Origin of the sequence: Paraburkholderia sp. CI2, assembly GCF_014201055.1 — a bacterium.
GTDB classification, from domain to species: Bacteria; Pseudomonadota; Gammaproteobacteria; order Burkholderiales; family Burkholderiaceae; genus Paraburkholderia; species Paraburkholderia tuberum.
The window spans coordinates 65,072-82,381 of record NZ_JACHDL010000001.1 but is presented as its reverse complement, the minus strand read 5'-3'; the positions used below and the strand labels follow the sequence as shown (position 1 = coordinate 82,381).

Sequence of the window (17,310 nt, the reverse complement as noted above, 5' to 3'; positions counted from 1 at the left end):
CATGCAGATCGACCCGTTTGAGATTGCGATCGCCGATCAGGACATCGACGATTTGCGCCGCCGCATCCACGCCACCCGCTGGGCGCCCGCGACGCCCGCGCCCGCCTGGCAGCAGGGCGCCGACCAGGCCTGGCTGCGCGAACTCGCGACCTATTGGGCCGGGCAATTCGACTGGCGCGCGGCCGAACGCAGGTTGAACCAGCTGCCGCAATTTCTCGCCGACGTGAACGGCCAGACCGTGCACTTCGCGCATCGGCGCGCCGCCAGTGTCGCGCCCGGCTTTCGGGCTTATCCGCTGTTGATCACGCACGGCTGGCCCGGTTCCTTCTTCGAGTTTCACGCGCTGCTCGATCAGTTGTGCGATCCGGTCGCGTTCGGCGCCGATCCCGCCGACGCCTTCGACGTCGTCGCGCCGTCGCTGCCGGGCTTCGCGTTTTCGCCTGCGCCCGCGCAGGCCGGCATGTCCGCGTTCCAGGTCGCGGACCTGTGGGTGTTACTGATGCGCGGGCTCGGCTACGAGCGCTTCGGCGCGCAGGGCGGCGATCTCGGCGCGGGCGTGTCGATCGCGTTGGCCGCGCATCATCCGCGGGTGGTCGACGGCATCCATCTGAACTTCCTGCCGAGTTCCTATGAGCCCGCGATCGGGGCGGCGCAGCGGGAGCTGACGCCGGCCGAGCAGGACTATCTGCGCGAGAAGAACGACTGGGCCGCACTCGAAGGCGGTTACGCGCATCAGCACGGCACCAAACCGCTGACGGTCGCCGCGTCGCTGAACGATTCGCCGGTGGGACTCGCCGCATGGATCGGCGAGAAGTTTCGCGCGTGGAGCGATTGCGGCGGCGAGGTGGAAAGCGTGTTCTCGAAAGACGATCTGCTGACCAATATCTCGCTGTACTGGTTCACGCAGTGCATCGGCCCGGCGATGCAGATGTATTGGGAAAACCGCCTGCAGCCGATGCGTTTCTCCGACGGCGAGCGCATCGACACACCAGTCGGCTTCGCGCTGTTTCCGAAGGAGATCAATCATCCGCCGCGAAGCTGGCTCGAACGAACCTTCAACGTCGCGCAGTGGAGCGAAATGCCAGCCGGCGGGCACTTCGCGGCGATGGAAAAGCCCGCGTTGCTCGCGGCCGAGATTCGAAAGTTCTTCAGGCCGTTGCGGCAGAAAGCGCGCTAGGCCGCGTCGATCACTAACGGCGAAGGCGGCTCATGCCACCTTTTTTATTCATTCGGCGCGCGTCGAACGCCTCGGCGCGGCCGCAACGGACACGCTATTCATCGACGACAGCCAGGCTAGCGTGGACGGCGCGCTCGTGGCCGGTTTTCAGGGCTTCCGGTTCGTCGACGCGGCGAGCTTGTCGATCGAACTCGCGCGGCGCGGTGTGTTATAGCAGTTGCGATGATGGTCGAACTTTCATGCACGAGGGCACCATACGCGCTATGGCACATTCGTCGAACCACGATCACCGCCGCCGTTTTCTGCGCACGGCGCTCGGGCTGCCGGCAGCGCTTGCGCTGTCGCGCGTCACGTCCGCGCAAACCGAGGCGCACGCGCAATCCGGCACCACCTTACCCGGCATGAGCCGCCGCGCGATCCCGTCCACCGGCGAAGCGCTGCCGGTGATCGGCTGCGGCACGTGGCGCACCTTCGACGTCGGCGACGATGCCGCCGCGCGCGCCCAACTCGCCGAGGTGCTGCGCATCCTGTTCGAAGCGGGCGGCTCGGTGATCGATTCTTCGCCGATGTACGGTTCGTCGGAAGCGGTCGCGGGCGCGCTGCTCACGCAGCTCGACGCGCATCGCAAGGCGTTCGTCGCCACCAAGGTCTGGACCGAGGGACGCGAAGCCGGCATCGCGCAGATGGAGGAATCGCTGCGGCGTTTTCAGCAGCCGCATGTCGATCTGATGCAGATCCACAATCTGCTCGACTGGCGCACGCAGCTCGCGACCTTGCGCGACTGGAAAGCGCGCGGCCGGATTCGCTATCTCGGCATCACGCATTACACATCGAGCGCGTTCGACGAAGTCGCGGCGGTGATGCGCAGCGAGAAGCCCGACTTCGTGCAGATCAACTACGCCGCCGACGATCGCGCGGCCGAGCAGCGCATCCTGCCGCTCGCGGCCGATCTCGGCATCGGCGTCGTGATCAATCAGCCGTTCGGCGGCGGCGGTTTGCTCGCGCGCGTGATGAAAATGCCGTTGCCCGCATGGGCCGGCGAAATCGGCCGCACGAGCTGGGCGCAGATTCTGTTGAAATTCGTGCTCGCGCAACCGTCGGTGACGGTCGTGATTCCGGGCACCGGGCGGCCGCAATACATGGCGGACAACGTGCGCGCGGGATCGGGACCGCTACCCGACGACGCGATGCGCGCGCGGATCATCGCGGCGGTCGGCGGCTGACTTGATGCGCAATCCAGGGCGCAATCCGCCACGGCGATTACTTGCCGCTTGCTATTCGCATACAGGTGCCGCCTCCCACCAACGCCGCACGACACGGGAATAAAACCCGCCCCACGCCAGTCATGCCTCACGAACCGGGTTCGGTTCGGCGAATCCTTATCGTGAGGTCATCATGTCGTCACATCATTCATTCGATCCGGCGCGTCGCGGCGCGCTGAAGTGCCTTGCGTTCGGTGGCCTCGGCACCGTGTTCATGCTGTCGGGCGGCGTGCTGACGCCGGTCGAACTCGCGCTCGCGGCCGACGCGAACACCGCGACGCCAGCGGCTGGCACGCCGCTTTTCCTGCAGATCAGCGACACGCATATCGGCTTCAACAAGGAGGCGAATCCCGACGTCGCGGGCACGCTGAAACAGACGATCGATTACGTCAACGCGATGCCGGCGCGTCCGCCGCTCGCGATTCACACCGGCGACATCACGCATCTGTCGAAGCCCGCGGAATTCGATCTGGCCGCGCAGCTGATGTCGGGACTGAAGATCACCGAGCTGCACACGGTCCCCGGCGAGCATGACGTCACCGACGGCCCCGGCACGGAGTACTTCAGCCGCTTCGGCAAGGCTTCGGACAACCGCGGCTATTACAGCTTCGATCACCAGGGCGTGCATTTCGTCGGGCTCGTCAACGTGATGCATTTCAAGCCGAACGGCCTCGGCGGTCTCGGCGACGAGCAGCTCGAATGGCTCGAAAACGATCTGAAAGGCCGCTCGTCGAGCACCCCGGTCGTGGTGTTCGCGCACATGCCGATGTGGACCATCTACGAGCCGTGGGGCTGGGGCACGGGCGACGCGGGACAGGCGATGAGCTATCTGAAGCGCTTCGGTTCCGTGACGGTGTTGAACGGCCACATTCATCAGATCGTGACAAAGGTCGAGGGCAACGTGACGTTCCATACCGCGCGCTCGACCGCCTATCCGCAGCCGATCGCCGGCCAGGGCGATGGCCCTGGGCCGCTGAAGGTAGCGAGCGACCAGTTGCCGAAGATGCTCGGCGTGACGAGCGTCAGCATCGCGCGTCATCCGCTGAAGGCGACGCTCGACGACACGACGCTCGCCTGACGACACGCGCTACTTTTACGCTCGAGGAGATCAATGATGCTAACCAGGATGATGGGCCGCGCGCTCGCGATTCTGCTCGGCAGTGTCGCGATTCTGGCGGTGTCGGGGGGGCCCGGTTTTGCGCAAACGACGATGCCGATGCAGGTGCAGAAACAGACCGTCGCGTCGACGCCTAACGCGATCGTCATCAAGAACTTCATGTTCTCGCCGATGGAACTGACCATCAAGGCGGGCACGACGGTCACATGGAAGAATCTCGACGGCGAGCCGCACAGCGTGGTCAACGACGCGGGCCTGTTCCGCTCTGCCGCGCTCGATCAGGACGACACCTATCAGTTCAAATTCGATAAACCGGGCGTGTACAAGATCTTTTGCGGCATCCATCCGAACATGAAGGCGACCATTACCGTGCAATGATCCGATTGCCGCCAAGCCCTTGCTCAGCAAGGGCAGTTCGGATTTTGCTCCGAACTCAACCCTGGATCGCGAGCACTGTCATTCCGTCGGCGGCTTGGCCTGCCCCCAGTCGACGGGGTGGTGCAGCGAAATCTGCAGACGATCGCGCAATTCGGGATGGACAGACGCCTGGTTGAGAACAGCCATGCCTCCGATTTGACGCAAGGTTTCGTCCGTGATCGGCGCGCGGCAATCGTCCGAACCCAGAGGCACAGTCATTGCCATTCCGCGCGCGATCTGCCGATCTATTGCCCCCTCGACTTCCTCGCGCGACACGGTACATACCTGGATTTCACAGGCATCCTCGTTATAAAAAATCACGGTGGCACGCTGGCGCTTTGTCATCTCAGAAACCTCTGCAGCTCTGGTAATTTTGAAATGCCGTCTGTTTGCACATGGCATAAGCACGGGGGTCTTGGGTCATCGCTCGTACGAAGTTGCATTGCTCCAAATCAAATTCGTACTCGGCAAAACAATTTGCCTCATGCACTTCACTGACGCCACGCGCGGCCAGTTCCTGCACATCGCCGAACTGCGGATCTTCAGTGTACTCAAACGGCCGCTCATTGCCGAGTGGCGTTGATACTGGCGTAGCGATGGTTCCGTCCGGCAGCACGTCGCCGGGGCGGGCATACCAGATCGCCAGGCCATCTTCGGCTGGCAGCCGCGGCAATTTGGGGCGCTCGAACGAGCGCGCGGCACGCACTACGGGCAGTGCGCCTCGCACGAGCTGTGACGGCGTGATGGTTGGGTAGTACGGCCGGATCTGCTGCTGGATGGGTGCGCTCCCTCCGCGCGAGGTCCGGAGCGTGGGCGCGACCGCAATCACATCGCCGCGCTCGACGGCGGTCTGTAGCGTGCGGGCGATCTGCTCCGGAACAGCGCCGCTCGCATATGCGCGGCCCGGCGAATTGCGCATGAACTCGGCGAGCTGCGCTAGCTGGCGCGTGTTGTGTGTAAGCTCCCATGAACTTGCCGAGATAATGAGACGGCGCCCGGTATCCACCTCGTCGCTAAAGACGTTGCCGCGATATTCCTGCCGAGTATGGAGCGTGCAGCTCCGGTGGTTTCCGACTTTGAAATCGATCGCCATCTGTCTTCCATGTACATGTCAGATCCGCCAGCGAACCTATCATGGCGTCGAATTGCGTACCGCAAGAAGAATGAGTCGCTGAGGCCGCCGCGAATGCGAGAGCAAGCCTTGGCCGGTACGGGAAGGCACCGCTCGACGAATTCCTGCACCCTGGAACATGGTGGAAAACTGTCAACACAGGTAGTGCGCGACTGGAAGTTGTCCATCGTGCATCGTGTTGCGGTCCTGGTAGTTCTGACTGTGCGGAACGCCGCTCACGCGGTATGCAGCTCGCTCAACCGGCACAGCAGAATCCCATAGCCGGTCAGATGCCCGAGGTACACGCTCGTAAACACGTCCGACGCGGGCAGGTCCTCGGTCAGCTGACGCAGGTCCTCCAAATGCAGCGGCGGCGCGTCGAGCGGCGGGCGCTCGACGCGCAGGTCCGCCGCCTCGGCCAGTTGCCGGTGCGCGTTGACGAGCCGCGCGAGCCGCGCGAGAAACATTTCGCGCCACGCGGCGTCGAGCGCGGCGAACTGATCGTGAAACGTGTCCATCGTTTCAAGAAAATTGACCAGCGAATCGAAGGTCTCCTGATAGCTCGCGAACACCGGCAGCCGTGCCGCGTTGCGCTTCAGATGTGGCGACACCCACGCCTGCTCGAGGTCGGTCTTCAGCAGCAGGTGCGCCTGCTTCAGGTTCGTGCTCAGCGTGCGCAGCCTGGAGGCCGCCGGCTTGATCTGCGCTTTGTCGAGCTGTCCCGCGGCCAGTTGCGCGACGACATCGGTGGCCTGTTCGTTGCCGTCGTTGACGAGCGTGTTCGCCCAGTAGCCGTGATCGGGCGGAAACGCGATCTGCTGGATGACGAAGCCGAGCAACATGCCGAGTACCACGCCAATCAGGCGCTGTTCGAGCAGCGGAAGATGTTCGCCGGTATAGAGCACGAGCGTGATCGGCACCGTGATGCTGGTCATCTGGAACAGCGACGGCCGCAGCGCGACGATGCCGAAGATCACGACCGGCAGCAGCGCCGCGCCCATCCACAGGTGCGGCGCGGTCAGCCAGATCAGCAGCGTGCCGATCGGCATCGCCACCACGTTCGAAAACACCCGCTTGTAGAAGTAGCTTCGGGCCGCCGAAATCGAGCTACCGAGCGCCAGCGTCAGCATCGTCGAACCGGCGAGCGGCACGGCCGCGTCGGGAAAGCCGAGCAGGTATGGGATGCCGAAACCGATCCACAGGCCGAGCGTCAGCTTCGTGCACTTGGCGGTTTCCGACAGAGAAAAGCGCGCGAGCGCGCGGTGCAACGGTGTGAGTGGCTGGTGCTGATACCTGTTCGACATGATTTTTATGCTGACCGATGACGTTGGGCCGGGCACCGTTGGGCCGGGCACCGTTGGGCCCGGCACGGCGCGGCGTTCGCGACATGCGCGCACGTGACCTTATCATCCGGCGCGGACGGCTTTGGGAATTCGCACGGCAGCAGGTTCGCGGAATGCTGCTCGAGGCGCGCGGCGCGCGCAGTCCAACGCGGGTTTCGAGCGGCGGTTTCGGCGTCGCGCGCGCGTTCGCCGCCAGGCCCGCTTGTTGCATGCGAAACGGCGACCGCGTTGGCGCGTTTCGCAGAATCCGCGTCGCATCGGGCGTAGCGGCCCACGGCAGGCGCACGGCTGGCTGTCGGGCTCTGTGCCGGGTTGGAGTTTTTACCGGCTTTGCACGCTTTTTTGCCAACTCACACGGCATCTGGCGGCGTCGTTTGAAGCACCGCCGAAGCGAGGCGGAAACGCAACGCTGCTATGTTGTCGGCCGTTCGCGACAGGATTACATTCATTGAGCATTGCGTGCAGCGGCAGCCTGCGAGTTCGGTTTACGCGCCGGCTCGTCAGCGCGCCAGTTTGTCTGCAAGAAGTGGCATACCCGGAGCGTATTGCGATGGCTACCGATCCCGACGATATCGACTTGCGTCATTCCACAACGGACGGCCGGTCCTCCTTCGAACCCGACGGCCCTGACGAATCGGGCGTGCCGCCCCCGCGCTTCGGCCGCCTCGCCCTGTGCCTCGCGGCGGCCGGCGCGCTGACCTTCGGTGTGATCGGCACCGTCGCCTACGGCGTCTGGTTCAACCAGGATCAGCAGACGTACGCGGATGCCATTGCGGGCGCGCGCCGGGCGCTCGGCTCATCGGCATCGGCCCGGGTGCCGACGGTGGCCGTCGCGCACGCGCCGGAGGAGGCCGCCGCGCCCGTCGCCATGCCGTCAGCCAGGCAGCCCGCCGCGCCAGACGCCGCGCTCGAAGCGGCCGGCGCGAACGGCGGCTTCGAGGACACCAACCCGGCCGTGTGGTCCGGGCAGATCCACGCGAGTACGCCTGACCCGAATCTCACCGCCACGCTGGCCGATACGCCGGTCGATACCTCGGCGGATATGTCGGCGGATATGTCGGCCAACCCACCCACAGCCCCCATTGTTCCCACGCCACCGCCGGGCTACACGCGGCACGTCGCCAATGCCGCCAATTCCACCGCGAAACCCGCGGCCGGTCACGACGCGAAAGAAACGCGGCTCGCACAGCAGGAGCGGCGCGCGACGTCGCAGCACAAGGGCAGTCTGTTTGCGCGGATCGGACAGTTCTTTCGACGCGTGAGCTATCGTCAACATGACAACGGCCGACGGCAACAAGATACCTACTCCCATCCCTGAGCACGCGATCGTCGGGCCAGCGGGGCGAGCGGGGCTGCGCGGCGCCGCACGCGCGCGCGTGCCGGTGTGGCGCTTCCGGCCGGGGCCCGCGAGCGTCGCCGTGGCCGCGCTGTTGTGTCTGCTGTTCGGCCTGCTGTATGTAGCGATGCAGATCCGCACGGTGTTTTCCGATCAGTTGAAGCAGGAGTACGCGGGCCTCGTGCTCGAAGCCGCCGGGCGCGTCGACAGCGCGCGCGAACAGTTGGCCGCGTGGCAGCGTATGGCCGACACCCCGGCGAGTCACGACGCGTCGTTCGTGCCGGCCTATGACGCGGCGCGCGCCGAACTCGCGCGGCGTTTCGCGGCGCTCGCGGCGCTCGTCAACGCGAGTCCGTCGCCGGCGCCGCCCATTCCGTCGGTGTCGCCGACACAGGCGACGCCCGAAGCCGTCGCGGTGGTGCTCGGCAGCGTATCGGCCTATTGGCGCGCGCAGCGCGACGCGTCGAGCGCCGACGTGCGGCTGCGCGTCGCGCACGTCGCGCGCGCGCTGATCGCGCTCGCCGCGCTGCTGTTCTGCATGCTGATCACGGCGCTCGGCATGTACGCGAAGCGCAACCGCCAGCTCGCGGGGCAGTCGCACGAGTTCGAGCTGGCGTCGCTGCACGATTCGCTGACGGGCCTGTCGAACCGCCGCAAGCTGCTGGCCGCGCTCGACTCTGCCGCCAGGCACGCGCGGACCGCGGCCGTCGAGCAGCGCCTCGCCGTGCTGTATATCGACCTCGATGGCTTCAAGCAGGTCAACGATTCGTTCGGGCATCGCACCGGCGACGAATTTCTCGCCGCGGTATCCGCCCGGTTTCGCGCGTCGGTGCGCAAAGGCGATCTGGTCGCGCGCATCGGCGGCGACGAGTTCGCGGTGCTGGTGCGCACCTTTGCGGGCGATGACGAGCTCGCCGAGATCGCGCGCCGGCTGATGGCCTGCGTGGTCGACACCGACGCACAGATGGGAATCGGCGGCGTGCGCGCGAGCGTGGGCATCGCGAGTTATCCCGACGACGTCGACGATCACCGCCGTCTGGTCGCCGCCGCCGATGCCGCGATGTATCAGGTCAAGCGCGACGGCAAGAACGGCTTCGCGTTCGCGGCGCAGACGGGCAGGGAAGCGACGTTGTGAACCGCCTGAACGTCACTGGCCTTCGTTGCGCCACTCCGTCAGCTTTTCGCGCTCGTTGAGTTCGATGAACGCCGGCCGTGCGCGCAGCCTGCGGATATAGCTCGCGAGATGCGGCCAGCCCACCGTCGCGGGGTTAGGCATGTTGCGGGTCCAGCGCATCAGCACGAGCGCGAGCAGATCGGCGGTGCTGAGCTTGCCGCCCGCGAGGTATGCGTGGCCGTCGGCGAAATGCCTGTCGAGTCGCGCACACGCTTGTTCGATGCGGCGTTGCGCGAGCGCGCGCACCGCCTCGGCGCCCGCGGGGTCGCCGTCGCTGCCGGCGTAGAACCAGTCGCGCATCGCGGGCAGCAGCGTATTCGCGAGGTAGATCATCCATTCGAGCCATTCTGCGCGTGCGGCCGAGCCGGGCGCGGGCGCGAGGTCGGCCTCGGCGTGGCGCTCGGCGAGCAGCATCAGCAGCGCGGCCGATTCATGCCGCGGCACGCCATCGACGACCAGCGTGGGCACGCGCCCGGCCGGATTCAGACGCAGATACTCGGGATCGTGCTGCTGGCCCGCGTCGATATCGACGAGGCGCGCTTCGAACGGCACGCCCATTTCGAGCAGCATCCAGTGCACGGGCATGCTGGCCGCGCCGGGCGAGTAGTAGAGAACGCAGGACATTCGGGGCTCCGTGGATCGTCGAGAGCGCGGTCGAGCCGTGAACAGAAAGAATAAGGGGCTGTCGCCGAAACGAACAGCCCCTTCAGATGCGTCAGGCGCCAGCGTACGCAAATGCGGGCGCTTCGAAACAGCAAGCCTCGAATCACGCCCGCGGCCAGGTCTCTTTCAATGCGCCGACGCGTGCTTTTCCTGCTCGGCTGCGCTCGGCTGCGTCACCGCGCTGACGATCACGAACACGATCACGTTGACCGCGAGCGCAAGGAAGCCGATGTTGACGTCCTTCAGCGCATCGGGCAGGAACGGCATCAGTTGACCGACGCTCCAGTGCAGCGTCGTGGTCAGTGTGACCACCGCGACACCCGCGACGATGCCGCAGAACGCGCCTTGCCTCGTCGCGCGGTTGTGCGGGAACAGGCTGCAGAGCACGGCCGGGAACAATTGCGTGACGAAGCTGTAGCCCATCAGCAGCAGCGCGACGATGGTTTCGCCGCCGTTCAGCGTGAAGGTGACCGCGACCAGCGCCACGACCGGTACGAGGAAGCGCGCGATCACCGCGACCGACGCATCCGACGCGTTGCGGTTCACCATGCCGCGATACACGTCGTTGGCGAGCAGCGTCGACGCCGAGGTCAGGATCATCGAGCCCGGCACCAGCGCGGTCAGGATACCGGCCGCGCCGATCACGCCGACGAACCACGGATCGAACGTCTGCAGCGACAGGCGGAACAACGACAGGTCGATGTCGGCGCCCTTCAGGCCCGGCACGCGTAGCGTCGCCGCGAAGCCGACGAAGAACACGAACAGCAGGATCAGCTGATAGAGCGGCAGAATCGCGGCATTGCGGCGGAAGATTCGCTCGTCCTTCGCCGTGAAGATCGAACCGAACGTGTGCGGCCACATGAAGAAGCCGAGCGCGGTCAGCAGCACCGTCGACTGGAACCACACGACGCTCGAACCGCGCGCCGGGAAGGTCAGGAAGCCGGGACGGGCGGCGTCGATCGTGCGGAACATCGCGCCGATGCCGCCGTAGTAATGCAGCGGCAGATAGATGCCGAGGAACAGCACGATCGCGAGAATCAGCAGATCCTTGGCCACCGAGTTCCAGGCGGAGCCGCGCACGCCCGACACGATCACGTAAGAGGTCACGACGATCGCGCCGATCCAGATCGCCGCCGTCGACGAGATCGCACCGTACGACGCGGTCGAGACGATGATGCCGAGGCCCTTCAATTGCAGCACCAGGTACGGGATCAGCGCGGCCACGCCGACCAGCGCGACCAGCGTGCCGAGCGCCGGGCTCTCGTATTTGCGCGTCAAGAAGTGCGGCTGCGAGACCAGGCGGTGCGTCTTCGCGTAGCGCCAGATCGGCGGCAGCATCCAGTACGACAGGATGTACGCGAGCGTGCCGTACGCGAGGATGTAGTAGACCGGCGCCCCCTTGCCGTACGCGAAGCCGCTGCCGCCGAGGAACGTGAAGGTCGTATAGATTTCGCCGGCCATCAGCAGGAACACGAACGCGGTGCCGAAGCTGCGGCCGCCCACGCTCCACTGCTCGAGGCTCATGTCGTGGCCGCGCCTTGCGCGCACGCCGAGGAACAGCGCGAATAGCGTAACGGCGGCGATGATGACGAGTGCGCTCATGGGCGAACCTCCTCGCCATCGGCGGCGACGTGTCGGTTGGACGGATCGAGGTTGTAGATGATCGCCATGATGATCGCGCTCAACACCACCCACATGACGATCCAGGCCAGCACGAACGGCATGCCGAGCACGATCGGCTCGACGCGATTGACAAACGAAACGCCGACCAGGATGCCGACGAACGGCAACGCGGCAAGTACACGAAGCAGCATGTTGACAACTCCTCGAACCAGTAGGTATGCGTCGTTGAAATTCCGGCTTCGCTGAGGACTGTATGCCGGATACTTCGGTCCCGTAAAGCAGGTCAAAATAAATGTCGGAGTTTCGACCGCTGCAATTGCATCTTTCCAGCCCGGATTGCTGCAGTGCAAAGCGGGACGCGCCGTGGCGCGCAAGGTGTCGCGCGGCTTTTCTGCAGGCCGACTGGCGCGCCGCGATATGATCTGCGAGCATTGCAGCATTTTCCGGACCGCGCGATTCCAGCCGGGTTATGACCGGCGGCGCGCCCAGGCGCGAACTCGCGCGAGCACACGCAGACAAGCAGGCACACGGACACGCACATGGTCGAAAGTCTGATCTCGGACATCATGTTTGGCTTTATCGGCTTAATCAGCATCATCAATCCGTTCAGCGGCGCGTTTGTGTTTCTGGACCGGACCGCGTCGTTGACCCTCGACGAGCGCACCGTACTCGCCCGCAAGATCGCGATCAACGCCGCCGTTGTGCTGCTGGTGGCATTCTTCATCGGCACGCCGATCCTGCATTTCTTTGGTATCTCGATGGAGGCGCTGCGCATCGGCGGCGGGCTCGCGCTTGCCGTGGGCGGCTGGCAAATGCTCAATGCGCCGGACACGCCGGCGGTCGAGCAGACGGAAGTCAAGCGCGTCGACGCCGAAACCGCGAAATCGCGCGCGTTCTTTCCTCTGACCGTGCCGCTGACCACTGGCCCCGGCTCGATCGCGACCGCGATCGCGCTGTCGGCGAATCGCACGCACAAGCTGTCGGCGTTCGTGATGGGGGGCATCGCGTCGGTCGCCATCACGTTCGCGGTGGCCGTCTGCGTGTATCTGATCTACAGCCGCGCGACGATCCTCGCGCGCTATCTCGGCGTCGAGGGCACCAAGGTCGCGTTGCGGGTGTCGGCGTTCCTGCTGCTATGCATCGGCGTGCAGATCATTCTGACCGGCGTGTCCGAATTCCTGATTCCGATCGCGACGATGCGCCCGCCGGCGGGCTAGCGCCGCATGCCGGCGCCATGCATGCTGTGGCGGCGGCGCCGCCGGTGGATCGCCTTCGGGTGGTTCGTGCGGAACGTCGACCGGATCGTCCGGGATCGGATCGGGGTCGATCTTCGGCGGCGGCGTGTTCGGCGCGATGTCGGGGTCGACTTCGGGCGGCATCGGCGCATGCGGATGCAGCGGCAGCGGCAGCGGCTGCAACGAAATTTGCGCGTGGGTTGGCGCGTTCAGGTCGAATGTGCCGATTGCACTGGGCGCTTGCCGGCTCGTATCAGGTAAATCCATCAGTCCTCTCCTAGGGTCTGTTTCCATATGTAAACAGACCCTAGTCTTCGTTCAGACGCGCAATGCTCGTGCCGCATGCCGACGGATGTCGTTCGCGTGGAACGCCAATTGCTGGAACCCGGCACGCGCGCCGCATCGCGATGACTGCGCGCGCCCGGCTCACATTGGACATCGCCCACGCAAAGCACTGGACGAGGAGCGCATATGGCGCGACACAAGGCCGACGTTGCCGACGACGACTTCGAGATTTTCGCCAGCTATCACGGAACAGGTGACGGCCGATACATAGGTGGGCTGAAGGTTGTGAGGAAAGCGGACAGGCGGATTCTGTTCCCGTTCGAGGGCGCACCGCAGATCGGCCCTTATGCGACCGCCGACGAAGCACGCCGCGCCGCGATTGCGTACGGCCGCAAGCTCGTCGCGGCCGATCGTGCCGCGCCCGAAGGCTGAGCGGGCGCAGCCGGTTTGGCAGTGCTTCCGTGAGAGGCGCAGAGCCATCAGGGCAGACCGCCGAGCGACGGCGAAATCGTGCTGCCGCGCGCGGGATCGTCCGGATGTTCGTCGGGCACGGTAGGGCGCGCCGACAGCGGCGGATGATCGCGATAGCAGGTGTCGACCGAACCGTCGACCAGGCAGTTCTGGAACGCATCGGCTCGCTCTTTTGCGCGAACGTGTACAGCGTGCGCTCGACCTGCACCTCGGTATCGGATACGCGAATTGTCGTAATGCTCATGAGGTTCTCCTTCGGGGGCGCCTTTTTTACAAAGCGAACGTGCCGCGCTACCGCCTTCGAGGCCGCAATGGCCGTGCCTGTTGCGCTGCGCGCGGACTTCTCCGGCAAGGCTCGAATGTTGCTGCGTGAACCAGATGCCCGTTCGAGATGGCGCGTGATGACGCGAATCGACGGCAGAACAAACGAGGAGGGCGCGATGCAAGATCCCCAATCGACCGACACCCCGCAGCAGAGCGCGACGCCAGGCGGCGAGCAGTCCGCGAGGCCAGATAACCGCGCCGCACCCACGCTGTCCGACGAAGTCAAAGCCCGCAACAAGCCGAGCGGCACGCACTACGTCGAGCCGAGTCCGCTCGGCATCGAACCGGTCGTGCAGACCGGCGTGGACAAAGCGACCAATCCGCCACGGTCGAGCGAGCGGCCGCGCCAGGGCGCCGAAGTGCCGCTCGGCAGCGGCGAGCACGCCGAGCCGCCGGGCGGCGGCGGGCGCGAATCGCATCACAAGCAGCCGGGCGAGCAATGACGCTGCGCGTTGCGTGCCAGCCGTGCATCCAATCCGTCAACACCCAACCGGAGAAAGCGCATGCAACCGGACAATCCAACCCAATCGATGAACCCCGGCGACGAAGCGCCGCCCAACACGCCGGGCGCTGGCGAAGACCTGTGCGCCGCCTGCCACGGCACGGGCAAGGTCGAGGGCGCTCGCTGCGCGGTGTGCGGCGGCACCGGCAAGGTGCTGCAGGGCATCGGCGGAGGCTAGCCGGCTGCTCGTGCGCAGGTTCGCGGCAACCGCATCACAAGCCAGGAGCAACCATGTTCAACGAGTCCAGGCACGGCTTCGACGCCGCGCAGACCGAATACGAAGCGTTCATGCTGGAGCCGCACGACTGGGTGCCGAACAACAGCAAGCTGCCGGTCGTGCTGTACCGGCGCGCGCTGTCGCCCGGCAGCGGCAATCTGCCCGCCGCGTTCGAAATCCTCTTCGAGCGCAATGCATGGCCCGCGCAGTGGCGCAACAGCATCTTCGACTTCCATCACTTTCACGCGACCGCGCACGAGGTGCTCGGCGTGACCGACGCGAGCGCCGAGGTGATCGTCGGCGGGCCGGGCGGACGCGTGGTGACGGTGCACGCGGGCGACGTGCTGCTGCTGCCGGCCGGCACCGGCCATTGTCTGCAATCGTTCGAGCGGCATTTTCAGGTGGTGGGGGGCTATCCGTTAGGGCAGCAATGGGACATTCGCCGCGAAGCGCTGACGCCGCAGGAACTCACCGAGATGCTGGCGTTGCCGTTTCCGCCGCTCGATCCGATCGACGGCAAGCATGGTCCCGTCATCGAGTTTTGGCTGCAGTCGGCCTGAACTTCGTCGTTCGCGAAGCAACCGACCTGCCGCGGCGTGGCGTGCAGATTTGCGCGGTTAGGCGCATCATCTGTGGGCTTTGCCGCGATTTTCCCGCGCGCTTTCGGCGCTGACGCTGGCACGTGGGCGGTTCCACGTGCGGCTTGGCGTCCTTATCGACATGCCCGGACGCGCGCGATTCCATGTCGACACGATGCGCCGATCCGTCCGCGCGCTCCGCGGCGCGCGTCGGCCGTCTTCCGAATTGCCGAACAAGGAGCGTCCCATGCAAAACGATTCCGCCCTCGATCAGTTGTGCATCAACACGATCCGCACGCTGTCGATGGACGCCGTGCAGAAAGCCAATTCCGGCCACCCCGGCACGCCGATGGCGCTCGCGCCGGTCGCCTATCACCTGTGGCAACACCACCTGCGTTACGACCCTGACGAGCCGCTGTGGCCGAATCGCGACCGCTTCGTGCTGTCGGCCGGGCATGCGTCGATGCTGCTGTATTCGCTGCTGCATCTGGCCAACGTGAAAGCCGTCGACGAACACGGCAAGCCGACCGGCGCGCCGGCCGTGTCGCTCGACGACATCGAGCATTTCCGCCAGATCGACAGCAATACGCCGGGCCACCCCGAGTACCGGATGACGACCGGCGTCGAGACCACCACGGGACCGCTTGGGCAAGGGCTCGGCAATAGCGTCGGCATGGCGATGGCCGCGCGCTGGTACGAGAGCCACTTCAATCGCGCGGACGCGCCGCTGTTCGACTACCGCGTGTACGCGATTTGCGGCGACGGCGACATGATGGAAGGCATCTCGCACGAAGCGGCCTCGCTCGCGGGGCATCTGAAGCTGTCGAACCTGATCTGGATTTACGACAGCAACCGCGTGACGATCGAAGGCCATACGGACCTCGCGTACAGCGACGATGTGGCAAGCCGCTTTCACGGCTACAACTGGCACACGCTGCACGTCGGCGATGCGAACGACACCGCCGCGCTGGAAAAGGCGCTGGTCGAAGCAAAGAGCGTGACCGACCGGCCGACGCTGATCGTGGTCCACAGCATCATCGGTTGGGGGGCGCCGAACAAGCAGGACACTGCGTCCGCGCATGGCGAAGCGCTCGGCGTCGAGGAAGTCGCGCTCGCCAAGAAATTCTACGGCTGGCCCGAGGACAGGTTCTTCTACGTGCCCGAGGGCGTGCACGAGCGCTTCGCGCAGGGCATCGGCGCGCGCGGCAAGGCGGCGCGCGAACAATGGCAGGCGAAGTTCGACAGCTACAAAAAGCAGTATGCGGAGCTCGCGCGCGAATTCGCGCAGATCGAGGCGCACGAATTGCCGCAGGGCTGGGACAGCGACATCCCGAGTTTCAACGCGGACCCGAAGGGCATCGCGACACGCGAATCGTCGGGCAAGGTGCTCAATGCGATTGCCGCGCGTGTGCCGTGGATGATCGGCGGCGCGGCGGACCTGTCGCCGTCGACTAAAACCAACCTGAAGTTCGAAGGCGCCGGCAGCTTCCAGGCGGATCACTATGCCGGCCGCAATCTGCACTTCGGCATTCGCGAGCATGCGATGGGCGCGGTGGTCAACGGTCTTGCGCTATCGAATCTGCGCGCGTACGGCTCGACGTTCCTGATCTTCAGCGACTACATGAAGCCGCCGATCCGCCTGTCCGCGATCATGGAAGTGCCGGCTATCTATGTGTTCACGCACGATTCGATCGGGCTCGGCGAAGACGGTCCGACGCATCAGCCGATCGAGCAGCTCGCGTCGCTGCGCGGCGTGCCCGGCCTGACCGTGCTGCGTCCCGGCGACGCGAACGAAGCGGCCGAGGCATGGCGTGTCGCGCTGACACAGCCGCATCGGCCGGCGTGCATCGTCTTGTCGCGCCAGCCGCTGCCGACGCTCGACCGGAGCCGCTATGCGCCCGCGAGCGGCGTCAGGCACGGTGCGTATGTGCTCGCCGATGCGCCCGCTGGCAAGAAGCCCGAGGTGATCCTGATGGCGACCGGCAGCGAGCTATCGATCTGCGCCGACGTGTACGAGAAGCTGAAGAGCGAGGGCATCGCGGCGCGCGTCGTGTCGATGCCGTCGTGGGACATCTTCGAGCGCGAGGACAGCGCGTATCAGGAGTCGGTGCTGCCTGTGGACGTCGAGGCGCGCGTCGCGGTCGAGCAGGCTGCGTCGCTCGGCTGGGATCGGTATACAGGACGGCTCGGTGCGCAGGTCGTCATGCATACGTTCGGCGCGTCGGCGCCGATCGCGGATCTGAAGAAGAAATTCGGTTTCACGCCGGAAGCCGTGTATCAGGCGGCGAAGCAGCAGATCGAGCGGGTGAAGAAGGGGAAGGGCACTTGAGCGTGCGGCGCTCGACGACGTCGTGAACGCTTGATGCGAAAAGGGGTGGGCCGGCGGGATCTATCCGTTTCGATCAGGCATGCGGCCACGGTTTGCGGCCGCTTGCCGGCCTACTCGGTCGCGAGGCCGGACGCCTCGCCGCGCCA

General features: G+C 65.6%; 19 protein-coding genes and 1 pseudogene. 12 read left to right on the top strand and 8 right to left on the bottom strand.

Annotated features, from left to right (window positions below; genetic code table 11):
• Window position 1: 1 nt before the first annotated feature.
• From HDG32_RS00380 to HDG32_RS00365, 4 genes are all read left to right on the top strand, one after another.
• Window positions 2-1,177: an epoxide hydrolase family protein gene (locus tag HDG32_RS00380; RefSeq protein WP_184062341.1), complete on the top strand. Its 1,176-nt coding sequence runs from the start codon at window positions 2-4 to the stop codon at window positions 1,175-1,177.
• Between the two features lie 263 nt (window positions 1,178-1,440).
• Entirely contained in the window at window positions 1,441-2,400 is a 960-nt protein-coding gene (locus tag HDG32_RS00375) for an aldo/keto reductase (RefSeq protein ID WP_184062339.1), read from the top strand.
• A 172-nt stretch (window positions 2,401-2,572) separates the two neighbouring features.
• A complete protein-coding gene (locus tag HDG32_RS00370) occupies window positions 2,573-3,517 on the top strand; it encodes a metallophosphoesterase (protein WP_184062336.1) in 945 nt (314 codons plus the stop codon).
• 36 nt (window positions 3,518-3,553) lie between these two features.
• On the top strand, window positions 3,554-3,934 hold the full coding sequence (locus HDG32_RS00365) for a cupredoxin family copper-binding protein (RefSeq protein WP_184063319.1): 381 nt from the start codon (window positions 3,554-3,556) through the stop codon (window positions 3,932-3,934).
• Window positions 3,935-4,012: 78 nt separating this feature from the next.
• On the opposite strand, the gene HDG32_RS00360 is transcribed toward HDG32_RS00365, so the two are convergent.
• The 3 genes from HDG32_RS00360 to HDG32_RS00350 form a co-directional block, all read right to left on the bottom strand.
• Window positions 4,013-4,318 (bottom strand): hypothetical protein, encoded by a 306-nt coding sequence (locus HDG32_RS00360; protein WP_090809877.1) that lies wholly within the window; start codon window positions 4,316-4,318, stop codon window positions 4,013-4,015.
• Between the two features lies 1 nt (window position 4,319).
• Window positions 4,320-5,066: a hypothetical protein gene (locus HDG32_RS00355; protein WP_184062334.1), complete on the bottom strand. Its 747-nt coding sequence runs from the start codon at window positions 5,064-5,066 to the stop codon at window positions 4,320-4,322.
• Between the two features lie 254 nt (window positions 5,067-5,320).
• A complete protein-coding gene (locus tag HDG32_RS00350; RefSeq protein ID WP_184062332.1) occupies window positions 5,321-6,388 on the bottom strand; it encodes an aromatic acid exporter family protein in 1,068 nt (355 codons plus the stop codon).
• Window positions 6,389-6,977: 589 nt separating this feature from the next.
• Here HDG32_RS00350 and HDG32_RS00345 point away from each other — a divergent pair.
• Together HDG32_RS00345 and HDG32_RS00340 are read left to right on the top strand one after the other, a co-directional pair.
• Window positions 6,978-7,745 (top strand): hypothetical protein, encoded by a 768-nt coding sequence (locus HDG32_RS00345; protein WP_184062330.1) that lies wholly within the window; start codon window positions 6,978-6,980, stop codon window positions 7,743-7,745.
• Complete coding sequence (locus HDG32_RS00340; RefSeq protein WP_221307579.1) at window positions 7,702-8,898, top strand: GGDEF domain-containing protein; 1,197 nt, start codon at window positions 7,702-7,704, stop codon at window positions 8,896-8,898. The genes HDG32_RS00345 and HDG32_RS00340 overlap by 44 nt, the downstream gene beginning before the upstream one ends.
• Before the next feature lie 12 nt (window positions 8,899-8,910).
• Here HDG32_RS00340 and HDG32_RS00335 read toward each other — a convergent pair whose 3' ends face one another.
• From HDG32_RS00335 to HDG32_RS00325, 3 genes are all read right to left on the bottom strand, one after another.
• Window positions 8,911-9,561: a glutathione S-transferase family protein gene (locus HDG32_RS00335; protein WP_184062329.1), complete on the bottom strand. Its 651-nt coding sequence runs from the start codon at window positions 9,559-9,561 to the stop codon at window positions 8,911-8,913.
• A 165-nt stretch (window positions 9,562-9,726) separates the two neighbouring features.
• Entirely contained in the window at window positions 9,727-11,202 is a 1,476-nt protein-coding gene (locus tag HDG32_RS00330; protein WP_184062327.1) for a sodium:solute symporter, read from the bottom strand.
• Window positions 11,199-11,414 carry a DUF3311 domain-containing protein gene (locus HDG32_RS00325; protein ID WP_018425194.1) on the bottom strand — a complete coding sequence of 72 codons (216 nt, stop codon included), beginning with the start codon at window positions 11,412-11,414 and terminating at the stop codon, window positions 11,199-11,201. Before HDG32_RS00325 ends, HDG32_RS00330 begins: the two co-directional genes overlap by 4 nt.
• Window positions 11,415-11,762: 348 nt before the next feature.
• Here HDG32_RS00325 and HDG32_RS00320 point away from each other — a divergent pair, with 348 nt between their 5' ends.
• Window positions 11,763-12,440 (top strand): MarC family protein, encoded by a 678-nt coding sequence (locus tag HDG32_RS00320; protein ID WP_184062325.1) that lies wholly within the window; start codon window positions 11,763-11,765, stop codon window positions 12,438-12,440.
• Here the strand turns inward: HDG32_RS00320 and HDG32_RS00315 are convergent.
• A complete protein-coding gene (locus HDG32_RS00315) occupies window positions 12,357-12,725 on the bottom strand; it encodes a hypothetical protein (RefSeq protein ID WP_260335476.1) in 369 nt (122 codons plus the stop codon). The two genes, HDG32_RS00320 and HDG32_RS00315, sit on opposite strands and share 84 nt — an antisense overlap.
• A 204-nt stretch (window positions 12,726-12,929) precedes the next feature.
• Between HDG32_RS00315 and HDG32_RS00310 the strand changes: the two genes are divergently transcribed.
• Entirely contained in the window at window positions 12,930-13,175 is a 246-nt protein-coding gene (locus tag HDG32_RS00310; RefSeq protein ID WP_090809892.1) for a DUF6723 family protein, read from the top strand.
• 47 nt (window positions 13,176-13,222) lie between these two features.
• On the opposite strand, the pseudogene HDG32_RS36075 reads toward HDG32_RS00310, so the two are convergent.
• Window positions 13,223-13,458: pseudogene (locus tag HDG32_RS36075) on the bottom strand (hypothetical protein).
• 196 nt (window positions 13,459-13,654) lie between these two features.
• Between HDG32_RS36075 and HDG32_RS00305 the strand changes: the two are divergent.
• From HDG32_RS00305 to tkt, 4 genes are all read left to right on the top strand, one after another.
• On the top strand, window positions 13,655-13,981 hold the full coding sequence (locus tag HDG32_RS00305; RefSeq protein ID WP_184062323.1) for a hypothetical protein: 327 nt from the start codon (window positions 13,655-13,657) through the stop codon (window positions 13,979-13,981).
• Window positions 13,982-14,041: 60 nt separating this feature from the next.
• Window positions 14,042-14,218 carry a hypothetical protein gene (locus HDG32_RS00300; protein ID WP_184047024.1) on the top strand — a complete coding sequence of 59 codons (177 nt, stop codon included), beginning with the start codon at window positions 14,042-14,044 and terminating at the stop codon, window positions 14,216-14,218.
• 53 nt (window positions 14,219-14,271) lie between these two features.
• Window positions 14,272-14,817, top strand: a complete 546-nt coding sequence (locus HDG32_RS00295; RefSeq protein WP_184062321.1) for a cupin — start codon at window positions 14,272-14,274, stop codon at window positions 14,815-14,817.
• Between the two features lie 265 nt (window positions 14,818-15,082).
• The gene (tkt, locus tag HDG32_RS00290; protein ID WP_184062319.1) at window positions 15,083-17,164 is read left to right on the top strand and encodes a transketolase; all 2,082 of its coding nucleotides are present in this window, start codon (window positions 15,083-15,085) and stop codon (window positions 17,162-17,164) included.
• Window positions 17,165-17,310: the final 146 nt, after the last annotated feature.

Excerpts from the sequence above, each read along its gene's own strand:
- HDG32_RS00380 (WP_184062341.1), top strand. The coding sequence starts at position 2 with ATGCAGATCGACCCGTTTGAGATTGCGATCGCCGATCAGGACATCGAC.
- HDG32_RS00375 (WP_184062339.1), top strand. The coding sequence starts at position 1,441 with ATGGCACATTCGTCGAACCACGATCACCGCCGCCGTTTTCTGCGCACG.
- HDG32_RS00370 (WP_184062336.1), top strand. The coding sequence starts at position 2,573 with ATGTCGTCACATCATTCATTCGATCCGGCGCGTCGCGGCGCGCTGAAG.
- HDG32_RS00365 (WP_184063319.1), top strand. The coding sequence starts at position 3,554 with ATGCTAACCAGGATGATGGGCCGCGCGCTCGCGATTCTGCTCGGCAGT.
- HDG32_RS00360 (WP_090809877.1), bottom strand. The coding sequence starts at position 4,318 with ATGACAAAGCGCCAGCGTGCCACCGTGATTTTTTATAACGAGGATGCC.
- HDG32_RS00355 (WP_184062334.1), bottom strand. The coding sequence starts at position 5,066 with ATGGCGATCGATTTCAAAGTCGGAAACCACCGGAGCTGCACGCTCCAT.
- HDG32_RS00350 (WP_184062332.1), bottom strand. The coding sequence starts at position 6,388 with ATGTCGAACAGGTATCAGCACCAGCCACTCACACCGTTGCACCGCGCG.
- HDG32_RS00345 (WP_184062330.1), top strand. The coding sequence starts at position 6,978 with ATGGCTACCGATCCCGACGATATCGACTTGCGTCATTCCACAACGGAC.
- HDG32_RS00340 (WP_221307579.1), top strand. The coding sequence starts at position 7,702 with ATGACAACGGCCGACGGCAACAAGATACCTACTCCCATCCCTGAGCAC.
- HDG32_RS00335 (WP_184062329.1), bottom strand. The coding sequence starts at position 9,561 with ATGTCCTGCGTTCTCTACTACTCGCCCGGCGCGGCCAGCATGCCCGTG.
- HDG32_RS00330 (WP_184062327.1), bottom strand. The coding sequence starts at position 11,202 with ATGAGCGCACTCGTCATCATCGCCGCCGTTACGCTATTCGCGCTGTTC.
- HDG32_RS00325 (WP_018425194.1), bottom strand. The coding sequence starts at position 11,414 with ATGCTGCTTCGTGTACTTGCCGCGTTGCCGTTCGTCGGCATCCTGGTC.
- HDG32_RS00320 (WP_184062325.1), top strand. The coding sequence starts at position 11,763 with ATGGTCGAAAGTCTGATCTCGGACATCATGTTTGGCTTTATCGGCTTA.
- HDG32_RS00315 (WP_260335476.1), bottom strand. The coding sequence starts at position 12,725 with ATGGATTTACCTGATACGAGCCGGCAAGCGCCCAGTGCAATCGGCACA.
- HDG32_RS00310 (WP_090809892.1), top strand. The coding sequence starts at position 12,930 with ATGGCGCGACACAAGGCCGACGTTGCCGACGACGACTTCGAGATTTTC.
- HDG32_RS00305 (WP_184062323.1), top strand. The coding sequence starts at position 13,655 with ATGCAAGATCCCCAATCGACCGACACCCCGCAGCAGAGCGCGACGCCA.
- HDG32_RS00300 (WP_184047024.1), top strand. The coding sequence starts at position 14,042 with ATGCAACCGGACAATCCAACCCAATCGATGAACCCCGGCGACGAAGCG.
- HDG32_RS00295 (WP_184062321.1), top strand. The coding sequence starts at position 14,272 with ATGTTCAACGAGTCCAGGCACGGCTTCGACGCCGCGCAGACCGAATAC.
- tkt (WP_184062319.1), top strand. The coding sequence starts at position 15,083 with ATGCAAAACGATTCCGCCCTCGATCAGTTGTGCATCAACACGATCCGC.